Annotated in this window: 21 protein-coding genes; 11 read left to right on the top strand and 10 right to left on the bottom strand. The window is 62.6% G+C overall.

Features of this window, described 5'->3' with window-relative positions; all coding sequences use genetic code 11:
• The 8 genes from FY036_RS18780 to FY036_RS18745 all read right to left on the bottom strand — a co-directional run.
• A partial coding sequence (locus FY036_RS18780) for a S8 family peptidase (RefSeq protein ID WP_161601169.1) occupies positions 1-1,941 on the bottom strand: 1,941 nt, incomplete at its 3' end.
• A 505-nt stretch (positions 1,942-2,446) separates the two neighbouring features.
• Positions 2,447-3,160 carry an FCD domain-containing protein gene (locus FY036_RS18775; protein WP_148916286.1) on the bottom strand — a complete coding sequence of 238 codons (714 nt, stop codon included), beginning with the start codon at positions 3,158-3,160 and terminating at the stop codon, positions 2,447-2,449.
• 80 nt (positions 3,161-3,240) lie between these two features.
• Positions 3,241-4,299, bottom strand: coding sequence for a tartrate dehydrogenase (locus FY036_RS18770; RefSeq protein WP_148916285.1), 1,059 nt, complete (start codon positions 4,297-4,299; stop codon positions 3,241-3,243).
• Positions 4,286-5,389: an isocitrate/isopropylmalate dehydrogenase family protein gene (locus FY036_RS18765; protein ID WP_148916284.1), complete on the bottom strand. Its 1,104-nt coding sequence runs from the start codon at positions 5,387-5,389 to the stop codon at positions 4,286-4,288. The genes FY036_RS18770 and FY036_RS18765 overlap by 14 nt, the downstream gene beginning before the upstream one ends.
• Positions 5,386-6,786, bottom strand: coding sequence for an MmgE/PrpD family protein (locus tag FY036_RS18760; RefSeq protein WP_148916283.1), 1,401 nt, complete (start codon positions 6,784-6,786; stop codon positions 5,386-5,388). Before FY036_RS18760 ends, FY036_RS18765 begins: the two co-directional genes overlap by 4 nt.
• A 21-nt stretch (positions 6,787-6,807) precedes the next feature.
• Complete coding sequence (locus FY036_RS18755; protein ID WP_148916282.1) at positions 6,808-7,596, bottom strand: SDR family oxidoreductase; 789 nt, start codon at positions 7,594-7,596, stop codon at positions 6,808-6,810.
• On the bottom strand, positions 7,580-8,707 hold the full coding sequence (locus FY036_RS18750) for an AbrB family transcriptional regulator (protein WP_148916281.1): 1,128 nt from the start codon (positions 8,705-8,707) through the stop codon (positions 7,580-7,582). Before FY036_RS18750 ends, FY036_RS18755 begins: the two co-directional genes overlap by 17 nt.
• A 30-nt stretch (positions 8,708-8,737) precedes the next feature.
• Positions 8,738-10,162: an MmgE/PrpD family protein gene (locus tag FY036_RS18745; protein WP_148916280.1), complete on the bottom strand. Its 1,425-nt coding sequence runs from the start codon at positions 10,160-10,162 to the stop codon at positions 8,738-8,740.
• 360 nt (positions 10,163-10,522) lie between these two features.
• Between FY036_RS18745 and FY036_RS18740 the strand changes: the two genes are divergently transcribed.
• From FY036_RS18740 to FY036_RS18730, 3 genes are all read left to right on the top strand, one after another.
• Positions 10,523-11,524, top strand: a complete 1,002-nt coding sequence (locus FY036_RS18740) for a Bug family tripartite tricarboxylate transporter substrate binding protein (protein ID WP_148916279.1) — start codon at positions 10,523-10,525, stop codon at positions 11,522-11,524.
• Positions 11,525-11,592: 68 nt separating this feature from the next.
• Positions 11,593-12,060, top strand: a complete 468-nt coding sequence (locus tag FY036_RS18735) for a tripartite tricarboxylate transporter TctB family protein (protein ID WP_148916278.1) — start codon at positions 11,593-11,595, stop codon at positions 12,058-12,060.
• A 7-nt stretch (positions 12,061-12,067) separates the two neighbouring features.
• On the top strand, positions 12,068-13,606 hold the full coding sequence (locus tag FY036_RS18730) for a tripartite tricarboxylate transporter permease (protein ID WP_148916277.1): 1,539 nt from the start codon (positions 12,068-12,070) through the stop codon (positions 13,604-13,606).
• A 62-nt stretch (positions 13,607-13,668) separates the two neighbouring features.
• On the opposite strand, the gene FY036_RS18725 is transcribed toward FY036_RS18730, so the two are convergent.
• Together FY036_RS18725 and FY036_RS18720 are read right to left on the bottom strand one after the other, a co-directional pair.
• The gene (locus FY036_RS18725) at positions 13,669-15,279 is read right to left on the bottom strand and encodes a rhodanese-like domain-containing protein (RefSeq protein WP_161601168.1); all 1,611 of its coding nucleotides are present in this window, start codon (positions 15,277-15,279) and stop codon (positions 13,669-13,671) included.
• Positions 15,276-16,175 carry an alpha/beta fold hydrolase gene (locus FY036_RS18720; RefSeq protein ID WP_235897713.1) on the bottom strand — a complete coding sequence of 300 codons (900 nt, stop codon included), beginning with the start codon at positions 16,173-16,175 and terminating at the stop codon, positions 15,276-15,278. The genes FY036_RS18725 and FY036_RS18720 overlap by 4 nt, the downstream gene beginning before the upstream one ends.
• Positions 16,176-16,301: 126 nt before the next feature.
• Here FY036_RS18720 and FY036_RS18715 point away from each other — a divergent pair, with 126 nt between their 5' ends.
• The 8 genes from FY036_RS18715 to FY036_RS18680 all read left to right on the top strand — a co-directional run bounded on the left by FY036_RS18715 (position 16,302) and on the right by FY036_RS18680 (position 24,963).
• Positions 16,302-17,417, top strand: coding sequence for a mandelate racemase/muconate lactonizing enzyme family protein (locus tag FY036_RS18715; protein ID WP_148916274.1), 1,116 nt, complete (start codon positions 16,302-16,304; stop codon positions 17,415-17,417).
• Between the two features lie 163 nt (positions 17,418-17,580).
• Positions 17,581-18,531: a Bug family tripartite tricarboxylate transporter substrate binding protein gene (locus FY036_RS18710; RefSeq protein ID WP_148916273.1), complete on the top strand. Its 951-nt coding sequence runs from the start codon at positions 17,581-17,583 to the stop codon at positions 18,529-18,531.
• A 5-nt stretch (positions 18,532-18,536) separates the two neighbouring features.
• Entirely contained in the window at positions 18,537-19,103 is a 567-nt protein-coding gene (locus tag FY036_RS18705; protein ID WP_148916272.1) for a tripartite tricarboxylate transporter TctB family protein, read from the top strand.
• 21 nt (positions 19,104-19,124) lie between these two features.
• Entirely contained in the window at positions 19,125-20,627 is a 1,503-nt protein-coding gene (locus FY036_RS18700) for a tripartite tricarboxylate transporter permease (RefSeq protein WP_148916271.1), read from the top strand.
• A 4-nt stretch (positions 20,628-20,631) separates the two neighbouring features.
• Positions 20,632-22,005: an MmgE/PrpD family protein gene (locus FY036_RS18695; protein WP_148916270.1), complete on the top strand. Its 1,374-nt coding sequence runs from the start codon at positions 20,632-20,634 to the stop codon at positions 22,003-22,005.
• On the top strand, positions 22,002-22,757 hold the full coding sequence (locus FY036_RS18690) for an SDR family oxidoreductase (RefSeq protein ID WP_148916269.1): 756 nt from the start codon (positions 22,002-22,004) through the stop codon (positions 22,755-22,757). The genes FY036_RS18695 and FY036_RS18690 overlap by 4 nt, the downstream gene beginning before the upstream one ends.
• The gene (locus FY036_RS18685) at positions 22,754-23,797 is read left to right on the top strand and encodes an AbrB family transcriptional regulator (protein WP_148916268.1); all 1,044 of its coding nucleotides are present in this window, start codon (positions 22,754-22,756) and stop codon (positions 23,795-23,797) included. The genes FY036_RS18690 and FY036_RS18685 overlap by 4 nt, the downstream gene beginning before the upstream one ends.
• Positions 23,794-24,963, top strand: a complete 1,170-nt coding sequence (locus tag FY036_RS18680; RefSeq protein ID WP_148916267.1) for a mandelate racemase/muconate lactonizing enzyme family protein — start codon at positions 23,794-23,796, stop codon at positions 24,961-24,963. Before FY036_RS18685 ends, FY036_RS18680 begins: the two co-directional genes overlap by 4 nt.
• The last annotated feature ends 21 nt before the right edge of the window (positions 24,964-24,984 follow it).

The following is a 24,984-nucleotide window of genomic DNA, read 5'->3' as shown; positions in this document are numbered from 1 at the left end:
GGCACCCGTCAGACCGCGAACCGCACCAGGCGCAGGAAGAACCGAAATCGTGCTCGCATTCGCAAAATTGTCGTTCGAGGGTACAGCAGAACCACCCTGGACGTTCAACGTAACTGCACCGGTCGCGTTGCTGTAGCCCGCAACTGCAATCTGATACTGCGTTCCGGCAACACCGCTGAAGCTGACGCTAGACTGATAGCCTCCGCCCGCGTCATCATTGGATGCAACCGTCGAAAGGCTACCGAGAGACGCACCCGTATACACTGCCATAACCGTATCGAAGCCACTGCCGAACGTATTGATGGTAATCGTACCGGATGTAGCAGGCGTGTAGCGCCACCACACGCTCGTACGTGCTCCGCTGAGGCCATGGTGATTTGGTTCACCAGCTTCCGCGGTAGCGCCCACATTGCTTCCAGTTACGGTACGCGTAGCGCCAGGCGCCGGCACAGCTACAGTGATACGGTTTGCAAAGTTGTCATTGGCCGGTCCCGTCGGGGGCGGGGTGCCGCCGCCCAGCGCGATACGAGCGCTGTTGACGTTGATACGCTTGAGGGTCGTGCCGGCTGCCGACACGTTGGTGCCGGTGCTCTGCAAGGCGGAAAGAATCTGGGAAACCGTTGCAGTCGGATGGGCCGAACGCAAGGCCGCCCAAGCACCCGCAACGTGCGGCGAAGCCATCGAAGTACCACTCAGCGACTGAAAATGGGTGTTGCTGCTGCCATTGATGTAGGAGGCGTTGATATCCGAACCGGGCGCCGCGATATCTACGAGGCTTCCCCAGTTGGAGAAACCGGAACGGAAATCAGATTTCGTCGTGGAACCGACGGTAACGGCTGAGGAAATACAGCCCGGTGCGCCGACCTGCGTGGAAAGTCCGTCATTGCCGGCTGCGATCACGGTGGCGATATTTGCGGCCCGAAGCTGGTCGATGATTGGCTTGCGCGAATCGCCGTCGCAGTGGCTTGAAAATGCTCCACCACCAAGGCTCATGTTGACTGCGGCGATGTTCATGGAGTTGCGCAGCGCGTAAACGCGCTCGAGACCCCTGATCTGATCGGTGTTAAAAGTAAGAACGCACTGCGAGTAGCCTGGGATTGATCCACAAGCGGTGCCCGCGCCGGCCGGGAACTGCGAAAAAACGTTGATTGAAATGATACGGGCATCGCGTGCCACGCCGTTTGCGGGGCCACTGCCGGTAGTGTTGAAGCCGGCAGCCGTTCCCGCGACGTGGGTGCCGTGGCCACAGCCATAAATATTGCTGGCAGTGCAATCTTCGCCGGAACCGGTTGCAATGGATGAGCTAGCTCCACCGGGGCAGCGGCTGCTGGATCCCTGCACGCCGCTGGTGTTGTAGCAGGCTTCTGAAATAATGCGGCTGGACAGGAATACGTGACCACGCCGGCCGCCCGTGTCGAGAACAGCAACGCGATAGTTGTTGCCGGCAGCGCCCGCCGAATACATCTGGGGCATCTGGATGAGCGGGAGAGACTGCGCCAGGTATGGCTTGTCCAGCTTGTCTTCCTGGATCATCGTGACGTTCGGGTCCGCGGCGAAGCGCGCGAGATCGGCCGCGCTGGCGACGATGCCGAACATGGGCGAGAAGTCCATCAGCTTGATGTTCTTTTCATCCGAGGCCGCAGCCGAGGAAAGAGTGCCCGCGGGCAGTACGGCGCCGAGAATCTTTTCCTGAACGGCGCGAATAGCCTTGGTCTGTGCATCGTCCGCCGCCTGAGGGCTGGCGAAAGCCGCTGCGTCGGGCATCGACGGCATATCGAAACGCACGATCACGGGCAGCCTGGCGCCCGGCTCGGCCGAAAGCTTGGACCACAGCGCATCGTGGTTCTCGACCTTCTGCGCTACTGCGGCCGGTGCAACATCCGCCGCCAGCGCCGACATAGCCCCTATTGAAACCAACATGCCCGACGCGATCGCCCCCAACAGGCGCCTTCGCCAAACAACCCCTCTACTCATCATTGAAACCTCCTGGTCAGTGAGAAAAATGCCCGCACACGACCTGACGCTTTACTTGAAGCGACAACCTCGTAAACGAGTGAATTATCAATGTGGCGAAAAGATTCGCCCCCGCAGCGACTATCGACCTTACGCAACGCGATGTCAATTTGGGAACAGTACCAACAAAAAGTATTACTGACTGCTCTTTGAGAACAATGCCGCGATGTCAGCCGACTTAATCGCGCACGAAACATACCAATATTTAAGGGTTTTCGTAGAGCCCGTCGAAATCAGTAACTGCCCGGAAGATACTCATCACGCCTCTCAAGCTCGCATCGTTTGAACGACCGGCCCTATGAAGAAGCTAGATTCGTGGGCTTGGAGACTTGGTTATCTTGCGGAAATTGTCCGACAACCCGCAGACCTTCAGGCCCGAAAGTGACTTTTCGCGCCTACCGGAGAAATGCGTTCAAAAGGAACCGACACGGCTTCAATTTGAACCACCCCCACCAGCCTCCGCATCGGCGTCCAGGGTGGAACGGAATCGTATCTTGGACCGCTCGACATGGCGGAAGAACGATTCCTGCGCGCGTTCGCGATTGCCGGAGGCGAGCGCGTCCACCATCTCGCGATGCTCGCGATTGGAGACCGATAGCCCGCCCGCCTGCACCAGTCCGCGTGCGCGTGCGAGATGCAACTTGTTGACGAAGCCCTTGTATTCCTTGACCAAAGTCTCGTTGCCCGTGGCGGTGACGAGATAGTCGTGAAAGGCGAGATTGACCGGATAATACTGGTCGAAATCCTTGACCGCCGCTATTTCGTCCATCTTGTCGAGATAGCCGTTGAGCTTGGTCAGCATCGGGTCGGTGACGAGATCCGCCAGAAGGCGGCCCGCAAGGCCGAAGATAGCCGCGCGGACATCGTAGATTTCCAGCGCTTCCTTGGGCGAGACGGAACGCACAAACACGCCCCTGTTGCGGATGATGTCGACAAGCCCCTTGGCCTGGAGGCTTCGCGTCGCCTCTCGCAGGGGACCGCGGCTGGTGCCGAAACGAGTCGATATCTGGATTTCGTTCAGCCTTTCGCCCGGCTTCAACTCACCTGTGAGAATCAGATGCTCGAGCTCGCGCTCCAGCGCGCCCGTCAGCGAAGACGTCCGCAAGATGGTCAGGTCGCTCCTGTCCGTCTTCAACTGCTGATACATCACGTTCACCCCATGACTGCTGCTGATTGTGGGCAATAAACAACGGTATCACAAGCTGCAACCGATATCGCTGCTTCAGATCAGGCAATCGCCTCCAATAACGCGTCCGTGACCGCCTGTGTGTTCGCCTGGCCACCCATATCGGGGGTAAACGGCCCCGAATTGCAGATCCGGTCGAGCGCGACCATCAGTCTCTCGGCTGCCGCCGCCTCCCCCAGATGCTCGAGCATCATGGCTCCCGTCCAGAAGGCCCCGACGGGGTTCGCGATGCCCTTGCCCATGATGTCGAAGGCCGACCCATGGATGGGCTCGAACATCGATGGGCTCTTGCCCGAAGGATCGACGTTGCCCGTCGCGCCGTTGCCGAGGCTGCCGGTCAGCGCCGAGGCCAAGTCGGAAAGAATATCCGCGTGCAGGTTGGTCGCCAGAATGGTGTCGAAATTGCCCGGCCGCGTAACCATCATCGCAGCCATCGCATCGACCAGCTTCCAGTCGACTTCGAGCTCGGGAAACTCCTTCAGCACGTCGCGGCAGACTTCGTCCCACAGCACCATACCGTGGCGCTGCGCGTTGGATTTCGTGACCACGGTCAAACGCTTGCGCGGCCGCGCCATAGCGGTTTCGCAGGCGAAGCGGCAGATGCGCTCGACGCCCGCCCGAGTGAAGATCGCGACATCCATAGCCACCTCGATGGGAAGGCCGCCATGCGCCCGGCCGCCGACGCCGGCATATTCGCCCTCTGAGTTTTCACGAACGATAGCCCAGTCGATCAGCTCGCCGAGTTCCTTGCGCAGCGGCCCCGCCGCGCCGCCCAGCAACTTGGTCGGCCGCACATTGGCGTACTGGTCCAGCCCCTGGCAGATCGCCAGCCGAAGCTCCCAAAGCGTGATGTGGTCGGGAATGTCGGGATCACCCACCGCGCCGAAATAGATCGCGTCGAAGGCCCTGAGCTGCGCGACGCCGTCCTTTGGCATCATCTCGCCCGTCCGGCGATAGTAGTCGGAACCCCAGTCGAACCGTGTCACCTCGACTGCAAAGCCTTCGCTTGCGGCCAACCTGTCGATCACCGCGAGCCCGGCCTCGATGACTTCCGGACCGACGCCGTCGCCGCCGATGGCGGCTATCCTATGCGTGCGCATGAGCCTGCTCCATGCCTTTCAGGATGCCGTCGATCATTGCGCGTTGGGAGCCGGTGCCGCGGATGTCGGGCGTGCGCGTCGCCGGGTCGGCGAGTGCGCTGTCGATACCCGCCTTCATGATGCGCGACATGTCCAGCGCCGCATCGATCTTGTGGTGGTGGCCCATCCAGTCGAACAACATGCGCGTGGATTCGATCATGGCGAACGGGTTCGCGATGCCCTTGCCTGCGATGTCGGGCGCCGAGCCGTGGGTCGCCTGCGCCATTGCGATCGACCCCCTGCCTATACACAGGCCGGGCGCCATGCCTAGCCCGCCGACCAGGCCCGCGGCCTCGTCGGTGAGGATATCGCCGAACATGTTGGTGGTGACGACGGTGTCGAAGCTCTGGGGGTCGCGAACCAGTCGCATCGCCATCGTATCGACGATCACCTCATTGACCTCCACATCCGGAAAATCCTTGGCGACCTCGTAGCAACTGTCGACGAACATGCCGCAGCCCAGCTTGTAGACGGTGTTCTTGTGCACCAGCGTCAGCTTCTTGCGACGCGAGCGGGCGATCTCGAAGGCGGCGAGCGCGACCTTGGAAGAGCCCTCGACGGTGATCACGCGCACCGATATGGTGACATCGTGAGTGGGGCGGAATTCACCCGAGCCCATAACGACGTTACGATCCGGCTGAAACCCTTCGTTGTTCTCGCGCACGATGACCATGTCGATGTCGTCGTGCAGGCAGCCGATACCCGGAAACGAGCGCGTCGGGCGTACATTCGCGAAGAGATCGAAACGCTTGCGCAGAATGGGGTGCGGGTTGATGGCTTCCGGCACTTTCGGATATTCGCGGTGGCCGATAGGCCCGAGAATGAAGCCGTCGAGAGCGCCGAGCGTTTCCAGAGTGCCTTCCGGCATCGTGTGACCGAGGGTTTCCAGCGCGCGGCGGCCGATGGGCACGTCCACCCATTCGATCGCCATACCGGAAGCCACGGCAGCAGCCTTCGCGATCTCGACGGATGCGGGCACCACCTCGTGTCCGATGTCGTCGCCTTCAAGAACGCCGATCCGCAGCGAAGATTTCTTCTGCGTCTGGTTCATTCCGCTGCCGCCTTCGACTGTGCGGAGGAAGGAACGCTGGCGCGCGCCACATCGGCTGCGTCTTTCAGCTCCTCCAGCTTCCACGATGTCTCAAGCAAACTGGCTGTCACTGCATCGCCGACGACGAGAGCAGACTGGACCGTGAACTTGTGATCGATCTGTTCGTCGGTCAGCGGCACGTCCTTGGAGCCAATCGCCCGTTCGATGTGCTTGGACACCGTTGTGCCGTCCTCGAAGGTCACGAGAATGTCTACCGACGCCTCGTGGCAGTTCTTGTCGGCGGTAGCCTTGGTCTTGTCACGCAGGGCGATGATCTCGGGATCCTGCACCAATTCATCCGTAAATGCTGTTGGTGCGCCGTCGCCCTTCAGCAACGCTGCTGCGGCGGAGTGATAAACCGAGAACTTGCCTTCCAGGCCGGTCTTCGGATTGGTCTTGCCAGTCAGTTCCAGCACGAGCGGATGGGTAGTCAATTCGACCGACTTGATCTGACGGATTCGGTCGTCGCCGAGTTCGTCGCGCAGCTGGATGCAGCCGTCGATAGTGGGGTGGATGACGATGCCGCAGGCGAACGGCTTGTAGCTGTTGAGCGCCGACTCCCAGCGGGTGCCGAGGTCGTCGAGGATCTCAGAATAGTCCTGCTTGTCGGACATGACGCTGGCAAAACCGCGCGGCGCCTCGATCGCACGCTCCGAACTGTCGTAGTTGGCTTCGGCAAGCAGCGCCGCAAACATGCCGTTCTGCGCCGCACGACCTGGGTGGAAGCTCTTGGTCATCGTGCCGAACATCTCCCGCAGGCCCGAGGATTGTGTAGCCGCCAGCCCGAATGCCCAGCACATCTGCTGGACGTTGAGCCCGATCACCTTTCCAACCGCGGCGGCCGCACCGAAGACGCCCGCCGTGCCGGTGATGTGCCAGCCGCGATCGTAGTGGTGCGGGTAGACCGCGTTGCCGATGCGGCATTCGACCTCGACGCCGACGATGAGGGCGGTGAGCAGGTCGTAGCCGGAAATCTGGCGCGCCTCGGCCAGCGCCAGCAGCGCGGACGCGACCGGGCCGGCCGGATGGATGATCGTCTTCAGGTGCGTGTCATCATAGTCCAGCACATGCGAGGTGATGCCGTTCAGCAGCGCGGCGTGCAGGGCATCCAGCTTTTCCGTACGGCCGATGACAGTGGAAGTCGGCTTGCCGGAGAAGGGCTTGACCGCCGCCATTGCCCGATCCGCCGTTTCATGGCTCGCGCCGCCGACGGCGCAGCCGACCCAGTTGACGAAAGTGCGCAGTCCCTCGCGCCGCACTTCAGGCTGAATGTCCGAACCCTTGATGCTTACCACCCACTCGGCCAGCGCCTGTGTGACCTTCGGCGTGCCGGGGGCGGTTTCCTGATGCAAACTCATTCTTCACTCTCCATAAAAGTCCTAGAGCAGACCGCGGGCGATGCCGCCGTCCACATTGACGGTTTGTCCGGTGACGTAGCTAGCGCGCGGGCTGGCGAGCCAAACGACCATGGTGGCGACTTCCTCGGCGGTGGCGAACCGGCCAAGCGGAATGTCCTTTGAAAAGTCCTGCAGCACGTCTTCGCGGCTGCGCCCCTGCTCCGCAGACATCTTGTCGGCGCGCTTCGTCCACAGCGGCGTCAGGGTGCGGCCGGGCGCAACGCAGTTCACCCGGATGTTGCGATCGGCCAATTCGGCCGCCAGCGTCTTTGTCAGTCCCAGCAGACCGGCCTTGTGAACATTCGACACGATCTGGTGCTGATAGGGCATCTTGGATGCGGCAGCGCCCAGCGTTACGATGGCGGGTTTTTCGCCTTTCTCTAGCGCTGGCAGCAGGGCTCGTATGGCACGCACCGTCGAAAGCACGTTGAACGCATAGTTCTCCAGCCAGTCGTCGTCCGACAAATCCTCGAAGGAAGAACGGATCGACCCGCCGACGGCGGCCACCAGCACGTCGAGTGCTGCCCAACGCTGGGAGACCGACGAGAGCAGAACTTCCCCTGCCCCGCTCCGGGTCACATCGCAAACGCAGATTGCCGGTCTCTCGCCGCTATGCCCGATGGCAGCTGCGGCTTCATCGAGATTCTCGGCGTTGCGGGACGCGATCATCACATCAGCGCCCTCACCCGCCATCTGCGATGCGGCAGCCTTGCCGATTCCGTAGCTTCCGCCGACGACGAGCACGCGCCGGTCCCTATAATGAAGGTCCACCGCTTCCTCCCTTCAGCTTGAGATAAATTCTGAAAACGAGAAGCACGGTCGACGACACGACGGCGATCCTCAATACATGGAAGGCCGTGACGACTTCCGCTTCGAGATGCATGACCTGCGCTGTCAACACCATCTCGGTGACGGCGGCTGGCGCCAGCGACAGGAAGCTGGTCGTATATGGCAGACCGGTCGTTGCCGTAAGCACCAACGCACCCAGAGCCGCGCACCCGATCATGAAGATCGAGACGAAAACCGCAGCGAACGTCACCCTTGGCAGCGCGGCCAGCAGTTCGCGCCGGAACTGGCACCCGAGCCAGGTGCCCAGCATGATCTGCGCGACGATGATGATGCCGGACGGGATGCTGACGGAATAAAGCCCCAGAACACCGATGATGATGCCCATGAGGATCGGCCCGACCAGCCATGGGTTAGGAAGCGGGGTCGGCTTGAGCAGCCGGGCCATCAGATAGCCGAGCGCGAGTGACAGGATCACGAGAAGCCAGTTCGACCCGGCGGAAACGGCATCGGGCGCGTTTCCCTGCTCGCCGAACACAACCACCAGGAAGGGAACGATGGCTACGACGCCCGAGACCCGCAGCGCGTGAACGACCGCGACCGAGCCGGCCGCCCCGCCATACTCCTTTGCCACCGTCGCCATATCGGCCACGCCGCCGGCAGCCGTGGCAAAAAACGCGGTGACGTTATCCACCTTGGCAAGAGGCTTGAAAAGAAAGGCCGCGACCATCGTGAAGACGATTACATAGAGCGTGCCGGCGATCATCGCAGGCAGCAACCCGACCATCGTGGACAACACGGCGGGCGTGAAGCGCATACCGACCGCCACACCGATCGCGACCTGGCCAAGCTCGCGCCCCATCGGGACGAGAGCGGACTCGAAGCCAAATACCGAGAGCGCAGCCAGAACGAAGAAGGGCCCGAGCATGAACGGCAGCGGCATGTGAACGAACGTTGCCGCAACCCCCGAAACCGTGGCTATGCCATAAGTGAGCGCCAGCCGCTTCCACCAGCGCGGCTGGCGAAAGCGGGAGCCCGTGCCGGACCGTCCGCCCGGCCCGGCCTCAGATGCCGCTTTGTTGCTGGCAACGACCACGATACGACCCACTCCTTGCGGCAGCCTCGCTCAGTTGCTGACGAGAGCCATCAGGCCGCGGATGTCGGTAAGCTTCTCGAACTCAGCAACCATCCCGACGACCTCTTTCGCCTTGCCCATATCCCAACGGGCGAACTCGGCGCATTCGGTGAACTTGCCGGCCACCTCGTCGTAGCTCATCGGGTTGGCAGGGCTGCCCTTGCCGAAATCGGCCAAGCCGGAGATCGTGCGCCCGTCCTTGAGTCTGATGTCGATGTACGTCGTCATCAGGTGATAGCCCGCAGCCTCCGCCCGGTCGTCCACCACGAAATCCACCCTCTCGATCATCGCCTTGACGTCGCTGCGCAGAACGACCTCGTCGGTAAACTCGTTGAGACCGGCGCGTCCCTCCAGCAGCAGGATCGCCATGCAGAACTCCATCGAGAACTTGGCCTGCAACTCGTTCTGCGGGCGGTGATGGATCAGCGCGTTGGGCATGTTGTGGTTGGTTCCGATGCGCACGTGCTCCACGTCCGCGGCCTTGATGCCGTGCTCCTTGATGAGGCGCAGCATCTCGGTCATGCCGGGATGGGTCAGCGAACCCGAGGGGTGAGGCTTGATCGACACGCCGGGGCTGTCGAAGGTCCACGGGCTGCCCAGCTTGCCGTGGATGGCCTGCGGATCGTAGCCGCCGCCGGCCGCGGAGAAGAAGCCGCGGGGCGCTTCCAGGATGGTCGGCGCGGCCGTCCACCCATAGGATGCAAACTGTGCCGCGACGATGCCACTCTCGGAAGAACGGCCGGCGTGAAAGGGCTTGGTCATGGTACCGAAGTTTTCGCGCAGGCCCGCCGACTGGCTGCCTGCGATCGAGAGTGCGCGAAGCAGTTGGTCCAGATCGAGCTTCATAAGACGTCCGGCCGCCGAGGCGGACGCGTAGGTGCCGCAGGTGGCGGTTGCGTGGAACCCTGTCTGGTAGTGACGGGGGTTGATCGCCTCGGCGATCTTGCATTCGACCTCGACACCGATGTGGTAGGCCAGCATCACGTCAGCGCCCGAAGAACCCAGCGTTTCGCCCATGGCCAGAGCAGAGGGAAGCGCCGGCGCGGTCGGATGGGTGAGCAGGCCGTAGACGCGATCCTTAGCCACGGCGAGCTGCGTATCGTCATAATCGTCGGCGTGGATACCGACCCCGTTGGCAAATGCGGCGAAGCGCGGCGCAACCTTGCGATTCGAACCGATCACGGTAGCAGTGCCGACCCCGGCGCCGAGATCGTCAAGGTGACGGCGCACCAACTCGCCGGACTTGGCGACCGAACCCGACAGCGCGAGACCGAGACCGTCGAGAATCGACTTCTTGCCGTTCTCGACCACCACGGCCGGGAGGTCGGCCAACTTGGCGTTGCTGACGAACTCAGCGACCTCGCGGGTGAGCGACAGGCTCTCGATCGGCGCTTTCGTGGTGGCTGCTGCAGTCATCTCTAGATGTCCTCCCTTGCAATTGTTCTGATCGGCCGTGTGCGCGGGACAATGCCGGCGGCGGCGCGATGCGGTTCGGGCCGCAACAAACGTCAGTTTCTGTCAATTGTCAACAACTTGAGCTACCATCAAGTGCAGGCCGCCTATCGAAAAAATTCCTCAACGCCTTGCATTTCCTACATCACGACGACATCGCGCAGGAAAGGTGACACGGCGCGATGTAGCGTCTTTTCCACTTATTTTGATTTATTGTTGACAGTCGACCATCGTGGCCATAGCTTTCGCACCGGCTTTGGGAGGATGACCAGAAAGCCCAGGCCCGAAAAGGCAAAGAGCTTGAAGAGCTCAGGAGGAGAACCAATGCATTCCAAGGTTTCACGTCGAAACGTGCTGAAGGCAACCGCAGGCGGCGTCGCCATGGCCGCTCTCGGCATGCCGTCGATCCTGCGCGCTCAGGACGGCTTTCCGAACCGGCCCATAAACGTCATCGTCCCCTTCGATACCGGCGGCTACAACGACCGGCTCGCACGCGCTTTCGCGCCGTTCCTGCAGGAGGCGCTCGGCCAGCCGCTGACCATCATCAACCGCGGCGGCGCGGGTGCGTTGCTGGGCCACACCTTCTTCCTGCAGCAGCCTGACGACGGCTACACCATTCTGTGCACATCGGCAGCACCGTATCTGCCGCTGAACATCCTCACGCAGGACGCATCCTTCGCTCTCGAAGACTTCTACATGGTCAATCTGCCATCGCAGGACTACACGCTGCTGGCGACAAGCTCCGGCTCCGACATCCAGACTATCGACGACGTGATCGCACGTCTGAAGGAAGACCCCGGCAGCTTGTCCGTCGGCCTGCAGCCCGCTTCCGCCGACCTCGTGAATTTCAGCATTCTGTGCGAAGCCAACGACATCGACATGGAAGCCGTCCGCATAGTTACCTATGACGGCGGCGGCCCTGCCCGCAACGCGGTTGCAGGCGGCGTCGTCGATATCGGTCTGGTCGGCGGCGAGGGCTTTCTGCCCCTGGCCGAGCAAATCCGCCCGCTGCTGACTTTCGACGTGCGCCAGCGCGACGGCTGGGAAGGCGCTCTCGTTAACGAGGTTCTCGGCGAAGACCCAGACTTCGTCGTTGGGTCGCAGCGTGGCTGGGGCCTGCATGCGTCGATGCAGGAATCCAACCCGGAAGTCTTCAGCACCCTCGTGGAAGCGATCGAGACTGCCTCCAAAAATCCGGCAGCCATCGAGGCCCTGAAGAACCAGCAGCTCGCAACGGACTGGTATGGTCCCGAAGAGTCGAACCAGATGCTGGCGCGCACCGCTACCGTCATGGAGCAATATATCGATCTGCTCCAGGGCACGTAATCACGGGCAACGTCACGAGGAGCCGTCCGCATGAGCGGACGGCTCAGTCGTATAAGGAGACGGCACCGATGAATACCAAACCAAGGCGGCGCATCGTTTGGGGACACCTTCTGCTGCTGATCGTAATAGTCGGCGTGGTGATCGCGTATCTTCTGGACACCCGCGCCGCCTCGCTGCGTATCAACAACCTGCTTCTCGTGCAGCCGGCGTCGATCCTTGCGCTGATCCTCGCCGCACTCGTCCTGCCGGGCATCTTCCCGCGTTCCGAAGCGACTGAAGAAGAGCCGGAAAAGAAGGAGACGACAGGCGACCTCGTGCGCGTCTTTCTCCTTATAGCCGCCCTCGCCGGACTGGCTTTTTCACTGGAGACCATCGGCTTCGACATCGCAACGTTCGCATTCATGGTCGTGGCGCTGGCGATCTGCGGCGAGAAACGCTGGTGGGTCAATCTCGGCTTCAGCGCGATCTTCACCGTCGCGCTTATCTACGGCTACGGCTCGATCACGCCGTTTCCGTTCCCCCTGACCATACTGTGAGCGCGCCATGATCGAATTCACTTCTGTCTGGGGCGCGTTTGCGCTTCTCGGCTCGGACCTGAACGCCTGGCTTTACCTGCTGCCGGGTCTGGTGATCGGCCTCGTCTTCGGCGCGATGCCGGGCATTTCGATCACGATGGCCATGGCCTTCGCGCTGCCCGCCACGCTTTACATGGACTTCCTGCCGGCGATCATCTTCCTGACCGCCATCTACACCGGCGCCGGCTTCGGCGGTTCGGTTCCCGCCGTGCTGATGGGCATTCCGGGAACCTCCTCGGCAGTAGCGACGACGTTCGACGGCTATCCCATGGCTCGAAAGGGTCAGCACAATCAGGCGCTTGGCATCGCACTGGCATCGTCGGTCATCGGCTGCCTCATGAGCTACCTGTTGCTGCTCTTTCTCATCGCGCCCGTTTCGAACGTGGTTCTGAGGCTTGGTCCTCTGGAAATGTTCGCCGTGGCGGTCTGGGGCATGCTGCTTCTGGGTTCGCTGGCCGGCTCGCATCTCAGCCGCGGCCTGCTTGCCGGCGTCTTCGGCGTCCTGCTGGGCACGGTGGGCATGAACACGGCCGGCTTCACACGCGGCACGATGGGCATACCGTGGCTGCTGGACGGCATCCCGCAAATTCCGGCGATGATGGGCCTGCTGGCGGCAAGCCAGCTCATAGGCCTCATCAACACCAACTACCTCATCACCGACGAAAGCTCGCGCAAGATCAGCTTCTCCAAGATCGTCGGCGGCGTGCGAATGGCGTTGAGCTACCCCACGATCATTTTTCGGGGGTCGCTGATCGGCGTGATAATCGGCGCGATTCCCGGCGTGGGGTCGTCCATCTCGAACCTGCTTTCATATTCCGAAACCAAGAGGAACGCCCCCGATGGAGACACGTTCGGCCAGGGCAACCCGAAGGGCGTGATCGCCGCTGAATCGGCCAACTCATCGTCCGAGGGCGGCGCCATGGCAACCATGTTGGCGCTGGGTATTCCTGGCGGCGGCGCCACCGCGATCCTGCTGGCCGCGTTTGCGATGCACAACATCGTCGGCGGGCCGAGCTTCATCGCCAACAACAAGGACATCGTCTACGCGCTGATCTTCTCGAACTTCGCGCAGGCGATCCTGCTTCTCTTCGTGGGCCTCGGCTTCGTCTACGTCGCGAGCTACGTCGTCCGCGTACCGCTGCGCTTCCTGATCCCCAGCGTTCTGGTCGTCGCCACCTTCGGCGCCTATGCGATCGAAGGCAGTGCGGCCGGTCCAATCACGCTGTGGGTATTTTCGGTGCTGGGCTGGGCGATGGTCCGTTACAGCTATCCCGTAGCCGCAGCAGTCGTGGGATTGCTGCTTGGCGGGCTGCTCGAAGGCAACCTCCTGCGCACCAACCAGATCAGCGGCGGCGACTTCATTGGCTACGGGCTGGAACGTCCGTGGGCGTTGTTGATATTCGCCCTGATGCTGGGTTCGCTCATGCTGCAGACCCTCTCCAAGCGACGGCGGCGCAAACAGACCGAACGCGAGGCGCAGGCGAATGCGGCGTCCGAAGCAAGCTGACATGGCACGATGACGCACAAAACCCCGGCGTCGCCAACGCCGGGGTTTTCTTTTCGTTTCCGTCAGTCTGGGCGGATGAGCTGGTATTCTGCCTGCTCGGCGGCGTCCATCTGGGTGATCAGCCCGGTCTCCCATGCGAGATAGCGGCGCGACGCCTCCATGTTGTCGTCGTGGCGATCATGGACGAAGAACAGGTGATCGATCGCATCGGCATCGGCGGGCAAGCCGGGCGTCGACGTCACCTGCGCACCTGCCGCAACCAGCGCGGCGTGCCCGCCCTCGACGAGGCGGACATCCTCAGCCCCCACCTTGCGCAAATCCTCCGCGGTCCACGCCGCGGCACTGTCGTCATCCGCCACCAGGCAGACGACTTTACCGGCGACATCCTCGGCCAGCCAATCGGCGCGCGGCCGCACCAGCCATGCCGCCCCCGCGACATGCTCGCGCCTGTAGGCGAGTGAGCCACGCATGTCCACGATGCGCGCTTCACCCGACGCCGCTAGTGCATTTGCCTGAGCGGGCTCGATCCGCGGCAACCCGGGCGCTTCAAGGCTGCCTGATCCGCCCCTCGTCTGCGCCAGCCGCCCCAGCGTATCGCGCACTTCATCGTCAAGGACTGCAACGAACGGCCGGTAGCCGAGTTGCCTAAGCCAGAAAGCGGCAATCGCTGCCCTCACCCCGCTGTCGTCGAAAAGCACGATGCGCGCGTGGCGCACGCCGACCCATTGATCCGTCGCCTGCACGAGCTGGCCGGACCATGCGTGAACCGCACCCTCGAGCGGATCGTCAGCGGCTTCGGCGGCCGAACGCACGTCGAACAGATAAGTCGTCGCATCATCCTCCGCGACAAGTGGCTCGATGCCGTTCGCATCAACCGTTTCCAGCGCAAAGCGCTGCGCGATCCCTAACGCCACTTCGCGGCTCTTCAGAAGTTCCTCACGCGTGAGTGACGGAAACGGCGCGGCGGTGTTTCTTCGTTCCAGGGTCTGGCCGGAAAGCGCCCAGCCTTGTGTTCCGTTCTCCAGCGCGAAGACGGGTCCGGCATAGCCGGTGAGCGCGACGCCTATGGCGCCCACGATGCCGCGCGTGCGCCCCGCGCAGGTGATGACGATCGGCGTCTGCTCGTCTCCGATAGCCGGAAGTCGGTGCGCCAACTCTCCGTTGGGCAGGCAAGCAGCGCCCGGCACGCGCATCTTGGCGTATTCGGCCGGTGGGCGTGCGTCATAGAACCGGAAATTGCGGCCCTGGGCCTTCCACGCGGCAAGGTCCGGCGCGGCTACCATGCGCGGATGCCATACCGTCTCTGCCAATTCTCCAAGCAGCTTGGACGGGACATTCACGCCTTTGTAGACGGGGAAACCAGCGGCTTCCCACGCGCGCATGCCGCCATCGATGGTGGCGACATCCCGATAATCCATTTCGCGCAGCCGCCGGGCAGCGCGTTCGGCTATGCCGTCGCCATCGTCGACGAGTACGATCGGGACGGTCTTCCGTGGCACGAGGCCGGGCACCATCGCTTCGAGTCGCGAATAAGCGCAGGGAACGGCAAACAGCGCATGCCCCTCCCCGAACTGGCCGGCCTCGCGGACGTCGAGAAACGCGATTTCACGGTCGGCATGCACTCGTCTGCGCGCCTCACACGCATCTATGCCGACAACGCCGCGGTCCGTCACTGCATATTCTCCGGAAGACGCGGCTCGTAGCCGGTGAAGAAATCGAAGAAGAGCGGATAGATGATGTCCGGTCGATGTTCGGCCGGGTAGTGGCCGGTCGGCACGCCGAAACCGGTAACGTCGTCCGACCATTCGCGCCACGCTTCGACCGGCTTGAAATGGCGACCGCAATGGCTGTTCGTGCCCCATATGACCATTACCGGACATTCGATCTTGCGCTTTCCATAATCGGCCGTGTCCATCGCCAGGTCTAGCGTCACGGTCGCGCGATAGTCTTCGCACACGGCGTGGATCTGTTCCGGCGTCGTACAGCGCACATATTCGGCCATCGCGTCCCGGGTGAAAATCTCCAGGCCGACACCCTTCTTGTTCAGCTTGTAGTGGATGTAATAGTCGAGGTCGGCGCAGATCAGGCGCTCGGGAAACGGTGCCTTCTGGGCCATGAAGAACCAGTGATAGCTCTCGAGGCCCCACCCGAGCGAGACGTTGTTGAGCACGTGATGGGTCGGCACGATGTCCAGTGCACAGAGCCGCTCTACCCGCTCCGGCCGATCTAGCGCCATGCGGAAACCGACGCGGGCCCCGCGGTCATGGCCGGCGATCTGGAACCGCTCGAAGCCGAAATGATCCATGACGTTGAAATTATCCTCTCCCATCGCCCGGAACGTGTAGGCGGAATGATCCTCGCCGCCGTCGGGCTTCGAGCTGTCGCCGTAGCCGCGAAGGTCGGGGGCTACGACCGTGAAGGATTTGGCGAGGGTCGGCGCGATCTTGTGCCAGCTGACATGGGTTAGCGGGTTGCCGTGGATCAGAAGCAGCGGAGGGCCGTCACCCGCGATGGCTACTCGAATCTCCGCGCCGCCGGTTTTTACCGTTTCGTACCGAAACCCTTCCATCAAACTCCTCGCCTGGAAGAGCGTCGGCATTTTTTGCTGATTCATCACGATTTCCTCCAACTTTGTAGATTGTCTACAATAGTGAAGTCCGCTAGACAATGGCGCACACCACCAGGGAGGGATGCCATGATTATTCAGGACATCAGAGCGAGCCTGCACGGCTTCTCCATCGAGATACCGCTGCTCGAAGGCCGTGTGCAGGGTTATGGACGCGAGGAGCAGACCCACTTCGTCTTCTGCCAGGTGGAGACCGACGAAGGCATCGTCGGCTACGGTCTGACAGGGCATTTCCTCGCCCGCTCGGTGATCGTCGCGCTTGAAAAGCACATCCTGCCTTGCGTAAAGGGCATGGATGTACGCGATCTGGAGAAGATCCATCAGCGCGTTTGGCAGAAGCTCAATCCGCGCGCGATGAGCGGCACGATTTCCATGGCCCTATCATGCCTGGACATCGCCCTTTGGGACATCATCGGCAAAGCCGAGAACCGCTCCATCGCTGCCATGCTGGGCGGCGCGCGAACGCAGGTCCCCTGCTATGTCACCTTCGGCTTCCCGCAATACGACATCGACTTGCTCGGAGAAGCGGCAAAGCTGCATGTTTCCAATGGCTTCCGCGCGCTCAAATCCGTTGTGGCCGTGGACAAGGGCGGCTGGCGCGAAGATGCCCACAGGGTGAAGGCGATCCGCGACGCAGTGGGCTCGGAGGTCGATCTGATGATCGACGCCAACTACCTCTTCAACCCTGTCGAGGCCAAATATCTGTGCCGCGAGATCGAGGATTGCGGCATTACCTGGTTCGAGGAACCTCTGACCCAGAACGACGCTCGAGCACTCGGCGACCTGCGCCGCCACACCAAAATCCCTCTGGCAGCCGGCCAGATGGAGGGCCACCGCTGGCGAATGCGCGAGTTCGTGGAACATCAGTCGCTCGACATATTGCAGCCCAACGTAACCTATTGCGGGGGCTACACAGAGGCCCGCAAGATCGCGCACCTTGCCCAGATCTACAACATGCCTATAGCCAATGGCGGCGGCTGGCCGCTCTTCAACATGCACCTGCTTGCCGGAATGATGAACGGGTGGATCGTGGAGTGGCATCTCGGCATGGTCGCGGTGGGTGAAACCCTGTTCACCGACGCGCCCAAACCTCAAGGCGGGATGATAACCATTCCAGACCGTCCGGGCCTTGGCCTGACCCTCGACAACGACGCGTTTCGCGAGACGCGGGTGACCCTCGACTGAACTGCGGCTAAGGCAAAAAATTGTTGACACTTGACAATTGCGGGGCCTAACGTTCGGTCAGGCTGTTGCGGGGGCCGCTTCAGTAGACCCGGCGCCATAGAGCCAGCCGAATAAGGCATCGCCCGGCCGACGACCGGTCCGCCGGCACTCTGGGAGGAACTCAATGACAAGACTGCCACTTTATGCGGCCGCAACCGCGGCGCTTTTCTTCAGCAGCGCCTTCGCTCAGGCACAGGAATATCCTGTCGATACGGTGACGCTTGTAACTCATTCCAGCCCCGGCGGCGGCAGCGACGTGTTCCTGCGCGAACTGTCGCGCCATCTGAGCCCCTATCTCGGTGCGAACGTGATCGTCGAAAACGTGAGCGGCGGCTCCGGCGCATCGGCCATGGCGCGTCTGGCTACGGCGCCCGCCGACGGGTCCATCTTCTACGCCACGACACCGACCTTCATCTACACCTCGCTGCTGTCAGATCCGCAGTACAAATATACCGACCTCGAGCCGCTGGTGAACTTCTTCATCGACCCCGAGGTCATCTACACCGCGGCGAACAGCCAGTTCCAGTCGCTGGAAGACGTCATCCAGTACGCTCGTGACGGACGCGGCCAGTGGGGCGCGGCAAACCCTGCATCGCTCGAGCGGCAGGCGCTGGAACAGTTGAAAGCTGCCGCCGGCGTGAACGCGGCCGTCGTCACCCACGAAGGCGGCGGCGACCTGATGATCAACGTGCTGAACGGCACCTTGCAGATCGGTGTGGGCGAAGTGCAGGAAATCCAGTCCCAACTCGAGGCCGGAGAACTGCGCCTGCTGGCCACCTTCAGCGGCGAGCGTCTCGACGCCTTCCCGGACCTGCCTACGGTTGCGGAAAGCGGTTACGACGTCGTGGTGCGCAAGTTCCGCGGCCTGGCCGGTCCCAAGGGCCTGCCCGACGATGTGATCGCGGCGTGGGAAAAGGCCACGCAGGCCGTTCTGGCCGACGAACAGTACAAGGCGTCCTATGAGGCGGGCAACCTGCGCGCCGAATTCATCCCGCACGACGAGTATGCCACGTTCATCGAGCAGTTCGGCTCGGAGACAGCCGGGTTCCTGAAAGAGACCGGCATCATTGAATAGACTTCATGCCTGAAGGCGGCGCCTTTCGGGGCGCCGCCCTCTTTCCAACTGTCGCTTCCACAAGTGAGGCCTTCATGTTTACCCGGGATTTTGTCGGTGGTGTCGCAACCATCGCCATCGGCGCCGTCTACCTCTACTTTTCCTATCAGCTGCGCACCAGCGCGCTGGATGACAGCATGGGTCCGGGCGGCCTGCCCCGCATCTATGGATGGTTGCTGGTGGCGCTGGGATCGATCCTGATTATGCAGGCGGCGCTCGCCTCCCGCACGACAGCGGTGGTTACGGCTTCAGGGGAGGAAGCGAAGGGCGAATGGGAAGGCCAGGGCCGCAAGGTGGTCTATGCGTTCGGATTGCTTGCGATCGGCATCGCCTATCTCTTCATCCTTGAGACCTTCGGCTACCTGATTTCCATCGCACTGCTTATCACCACCACCGCACTCTATCTCGGGGCTGGCTTCAGTGGCCGTCTGATCGCCATTGGCATTGGCGGCGCGGTCTTTCTCTACGCCATGTTCGTGGCGATCCTTGGCGTTCGGATGCCTGCGGGCATCCTCGCGGTTCTGGGACTCTGAGGCGAAAAGGGACGACTGAACATGGAAACGATCCTGCACGCCGCCTCATTCCTTCTGGACTGGCACATCCTGCTCGCTGCACTCGCCGGCGTTACCTGGGGCATCATGGGCGGTGCGCTGCCCGGCATTTCGCCATCCATCACCATGGCGCTGCTTTTGCCCTTCACCTACACGATGGACCCGACGGCTGCGATCGTGCTGCTGGCTTCCACCTATGTGGGTGCGGAGTATGGCGGCTCCGTTCCGGCCATTCTCATCCGCACACCGGGCACCAATGCTGCGGCCGCCACGGTGATCGACGGTTATGAGATGAACAAGCAGGGCAAGGCTGGTCTCGCGCTTGGCATCTCGCTCTACTCCGGCTTCATCGGCAGCATGTTTGGCCTCATCATGCTGATCGCCCTGTCCGGCCCGCTCGCCCTCGTCGCTCTCAATTTCACGCCGATGGCCTATTTCGCACTCGGCATTCTCGGCCTCTCGGTCATCGCAACGCTTTCCGGCGAGAACCTCGTCAAGGGCTTCATCGCCGCGATATTGGGCCTGATGATCGCCACCGTCGGCAGCGACCCCGTGACAGGCGGCACACGCTTCACCTTCGGTTCCTCGGAGTTGCTCGGCGGCATCGAGCCGGTGATGATAATGGTCGGCCTTTTCGCGATGAGCGAACTGCTCATGCAGGCCTCGAAGCGCGGCAGCGACGAGCGCGTCCGCTCCCGTCCACGCATCCAGTTTCCCGACTTCAAGCTCGCCAAGCGGCTCATACCCTCTCAGATGATTGGCAACGGCATCGGCACGTTCGAAGGCGTCATGCCCGGCGCCGGTGGCACCATCGCCTCCTTCATGTCCTACAACGAGGCGCGGCGTTGGTCTCGTCACCCCGAAGAGTTCGGCAAGGGCTCCCCCGAAGGCATCGCCGCGCCCGAGACCGCCAACAACACGGTCGCCGGAACCGCCCTCGTGCCACTCCTTTCGTTCGGCATCCCGGGTTCCAACTCGACCGCGATCCTCTTAGGCGGCTTCCTCATCCACGGCATCGTGCCGGGCCCGATGCTTTTCCAGCGCTCGGGCGAGGTCGTGCACGGGCTTTACGCCGGCCTGTTCACGGCAACGATCGGCATGGTCATCATGGGTATTCTGATGCTTCCGGTGTGCATCTGGCTGGTCAACCGTCCGCGCCCCTACCTCAACGCCTTCATCTTGGCGCTCATCCTGTCCGGCATCTACTCGATCCACAACGAGACCTTCGATGTCGGGCTGATGATGGCGGCAGGCGTGCTGGGCTTCTTCATGCGCATGCTGCGCTTCCCCTTCCTGCCGACGGTGCTGGGACTGGTGCTCGGCTACCTGGTCGAGAGCAACTTCCGCCGTTCGCTGGTGCTGTCGGGCGATGACTACATGATCTTCGTAGACGACCGCATCTCGCTGAGCCTGCTGGTGCTGGCGTTCCTTTTCATCGGTGGCTCGATCGCCAAGCGGCTATACGACACCTTCGTGCGCAAGCCTGAGACAATCACTGAAAGCTGATTTCATGAAGCATGAGACCCCCACCCAGTCCGTCTCCGAAAGGCTCGCCGAATGGGGCGTGTCGCTGACACCGGAAGGGCTTTCCGATGCGACGCGTGCCAAGAGCCGAGATATCCTGGTCGATATCGTCGGGCTGTGCGTTGCCGCGCGCCACACCGACTATGTCGCCGCCGCCAAGGCAGCGTCCGAGCCCGGCGATCACATCGTCATCGGCCATGGCGAGCGCGTATCGGCGTCGAGCGCAGCGCTCATCAACGGCACGGCGGCCCATGGTGAGGACTTCGACGACACGTTCGAGGGCGGGCCGGTGCACTCCGGCGTCGTGATCGTGCCGGCCCTGCTTGCGGCCGCCCAGAAGTATCAACTGACCAACGATAGAGTCATGCTGGGCATCGCAGCGGGTACCGAGCTTCTGTGCCGGCTGGCCCTCACCCTGCCGAAGGCCGTTCACAAGGCAGGATTCCACCCCACCGCCGTGCTCGGCACCTTCTCCGCCACGTTCGGCATTGCGGTTGCTCGCGGCGCCGATCGGAAAACGATCGTGCGGGCGCTCGGCATTGCGGGATCGACCGCATCCGGCATCATCGAATATCTCGGCGACGGCAGCTGGACGAAGCGCATGCATCCGGGCTGGTCGGCACAGTCCGCGCTGCGTTCCTTCGCCATGGCGGAAGCGGGCTTCGTCGGCCCGCGTATGGTCTTCGAAGGCGTTCACGGCGCGTTCAAGACCTTCGCCCCCTCGATCGAACCGAAGACCGACAAGCTGTTCGACGAGCTGGGCAAAACCTTCGTGATGGATACCATCACCTTCAAGCCCTACCCGTGCGGCACGATGGTCCAGCCTTACATCGACGCGGCGCTGAAGCTGCGCGCCAGCGGCGTCCGCCTCGAGGGTATCCGGCGTATCGTTTGCAAGACGGCGGAAGGCATCGTCCATCGCCTGTGGGAGCCGATCGAGCTGAAGCGCCGCCCACCCACGGCATATGCGGCGAAGTTCTCGACGCCTTTCGGCGTCGCCCTCGGCCTGGCTCGCGGCCATGCCGATCTGGGCGACTTCACCGACGAGGCGATCGCAGATCCGGAGCTGCTGCGACTGTGCGCGCTTGTCGATTTCGAGATCGACCCCGACAACCCCTACCCCGCCGCCTATACCGGACACGTCCGGATCGAATATGAGGACGGCAGCGTGCGGGAGGCAGACCAGGGCCACATGCGGGGCGGCTCGGAAGAACCTCTGACGCGCGAAGAGATAGACGCGAAATTCCGCGCCAACGTCGCCTTCGGCGGCCACTACGGCGCGGACGCCCTGCTGGCGGCATGCAACAGGATCGGCTCCATGAAAGACGGGCACGAACTCATCGCGGAGCTTGCCAGATGACGGACAGAGACCTTGCCGGGCGTACAGCCCTTGTAACCGGCGCATCGCGCAATATCGGTCGCGCCATCGCCGTGGCGCTCGCATCGCGGGGGGCGGACGTGGTGGTCCACGTTGCGCGCGACATGAAAGCGGGCGCGGAAACGGTCGCCGCAGTAGAGGCCGCCGGCGGCCGGGCCAGTCTGCTTTCAGGAGACCTTTCCGCCCCGGAAACAGCGAGGCGCGTCGTCGATGAAGCGGCTGCGGTATTCGGCAGGCTCGACATCGTCGTCAACAATGCCGCCATTCGTCCGGAAGCCTCGTTCGCAGACATAAGCTTCGAGGAGTGGCGGCAGGTGATGGGCGTCGCGCTGGACGCGGTTTTTCTCGTCAGCCAGGCAGCATTGCCGCATCTCGAAAAGAGCGATCAGGCAGCCATCGTCAACCTCGGCGGTCTTACCGGCCATACCGGCGCGGCCAACCGCGCCCACGTCATCACCGCAAAAGCGGGCGTGGTCGGCCTGACCAAGGCGATGGCGCACGAATTGTCTCCGAAGGGCATCACCGTGAACTGCGTGGCGCCGGGGTTGATCGAGACGGTGCGCATCTCCAACGAGGGCGCCGCCCCCAAGCATCACGATACGCGCAAGACGCTGGTCGGTCGGCGCGGCACGCCCGAGGATGTCGCGGAGGCCGTTGCTTATCTCGCCGGCCGTGCGGGCCGCTACATCACTGGCGAGACATTGCATGTGAACGGCGGCACCTACCTTTCATGACGTTCGGCACGAACCTCCAGCTCGCCGGGGGCATCCTCGTTTCCGCCATCACCGGGTGGCTGGCGTCGCTGACGGGAATACCGCTGGCGTGGATTCTCGGCGCGATGGCAGGCAGTGCAATCTATGCGAACGCGGTCGGGCTGGGCGGCAAGACCAAATATATGCGCCGTCTCGGCCAGTTGCTGATCGGGGCGGCGACGGCCGCGGTGCTTACCCCCGACATTCTGGGCCAGCTCATCTCCTATCTGCCCGCGATGGTTGTGGCTGCGTTCGTGGCCAACGCGCTCGGCGTGCTGCTTGCCTTCCCCCTTGCCAGGATCGCTCGGGTCGACAACAAGACCGCCCTTCTCTCGACCCTGCCGGCCGGCATGTCCGAGATGGCCTCGCTGGCGCGGGAAACCGGCGCGCAGGCCGATGTCGTGATGGTGGTGCACACGCTGCGCGTGGTGATGATCGTCGTCCTCGTACCCTTCTTCTTCGGGATCGATCGCAGCATCGTGGAAGCGGTCGTCAATCCGGCTGCCAGCCATGTTGCGCTCGCTGCCTGCCTCATAGGCGGGCTTGTCCTTTCCATCGTCACCTCAAAGCTTGGCGTCCTCAATCCGTGGGTCATCATGCCGATGGCCGTTGGCATAGCCCTTGCTTCTTTCAACGTATCGATAGCCCTCATGCCGTGGTGGGTGCTCGTCGTCGCGCAAATCCTGATTGGGTTCTCGCTGGGCGCGCGACTGAAGAAGGAAGACTTCCAGCGCGTGCCGCGCGCCGCGCTGGCGGCCGTGATCTGCAGCGGCGGACTCATCGCCATCATGGTTTTCGGCTTCACCCCGCTGCTGGCCCTGTTCGTAAATGAAAGCCCGACCTCGCTGGCGCTTGGCGTCGCGCCCGGAGGTCTCGGCGAGATGATTGCATCCGCAAAGGCGCTCGGCGCTGCGTCGGCGGTCGTGGCGGGCTTCCAGTTCACCCGCTCCTTCCTCACCAACGTCATTGCGCCGCCGCTACTCGTCCGCTTTGCCGCCAGCTCGAAAGGCCCGAAAACATGAAGATCGTCGACATACGCGAGGCGGTGGTGTCCATCTCGTCACCCATCCGGAATGCCTTCATCGACTTCTCGAAGATGACGGCCAGCGTCGTCGCGGTGGTCACCGATCAGGTCAGGGATGGCAAGCCCGTCATCGGCTACGGGTTCAACTCCAACGGGCGCTATGCTGCCAGCGGCCTGCTCAACGAACGCTTCCTGCCAAGGCTGCGCGAGGCGAAGCCGGAGAGCCTCGTACGCGATGACGGGGCCAATCTCGACCCGCACAAGATCTGGGCCGCCATGATGGTCAACGAGAAGCCCGGTGGCCACGGGGAGCGCTCGGTTGCCGTCGGCGTGGTCGACATGGCGGTGTGGGATGCAGTGGCGAAGATCGCCGGCGTCCCGCTCTACAAATATCTCGCCGACACCTATGGCGACGGGACGCATGACGATTCCGTCTTCGTCTATGCCGCTGGCGGATACTACTACCCCGGCAAGGATGACAGCCAACTTCAGGACGAGATGCGCCGCTATCGCGCGATAGGCTACGAGGTCGTCAAGATGAAGATCGGCGGCGCGCCGCTCGCTGAGGACATCAGGCGGATCGAGGCCGTGCTGGAGGTCGTAGGCGACGGCAAATATCTCGCCGTCGACGCCAATGGCCGCTTCGACCTCGACACCGCACTGGCCTATGCCGAGGCGATGAAGCAGTACAACCTGTTCTGGTACGAGGAGGCGGGCGACCCGCTCGACTATCACATCCAGGCGGAACTCTCGAAAGTCTATCCTGGCCCGATGGCGACAGGCGAAAACCTGTTCTCGCATCAGGACGCCCGCAACCTCGCGCGCTACGGCGGCATGCGGCCTGACCGCGACTGGCTCCAATTCGATTGCGCGCTTTCCTACGGCCTCGTCGAGTATCTGCGCACGCTGGAGGCCATCGGCAAGGAAGGCTTCTCGAGCCGCAACTGCGTGCCGCATGGAGGCCATCAGCTTTCGCTGAACATCGCGGCCGGCCTCAAGCTCGGCGGCAACGAATCCTACCCGGAGGTCTTCAAGCCGTTCTGCGGTTTCGCCGACGGTATCAGGGTCGAAAACGGCCGGGTAGGCCTGCCAGACGCACCGGGCATCGGTTTCGAGCAGAACTCCGCGCTCATCAAGGCCATGCGTGAAGCCACCGCGACCTGAGGTCGCTGCGGTCGGCCTCAA

Source organism: Neoaquamicrobium microcysteis, assembly GCF_008180155.1.
GTDB classification, from domain to species: Bacteria; Pseudomonadota; Alphaproteobacteria; order Rhizobiales; family Rhizobiaceae; genus Aerobium; species Aerobium microcysteis.
Note: the sequence above shows the minus strand (reverse complement) of the source record. Positions and strands in the feature narration are given on the sequence as shown.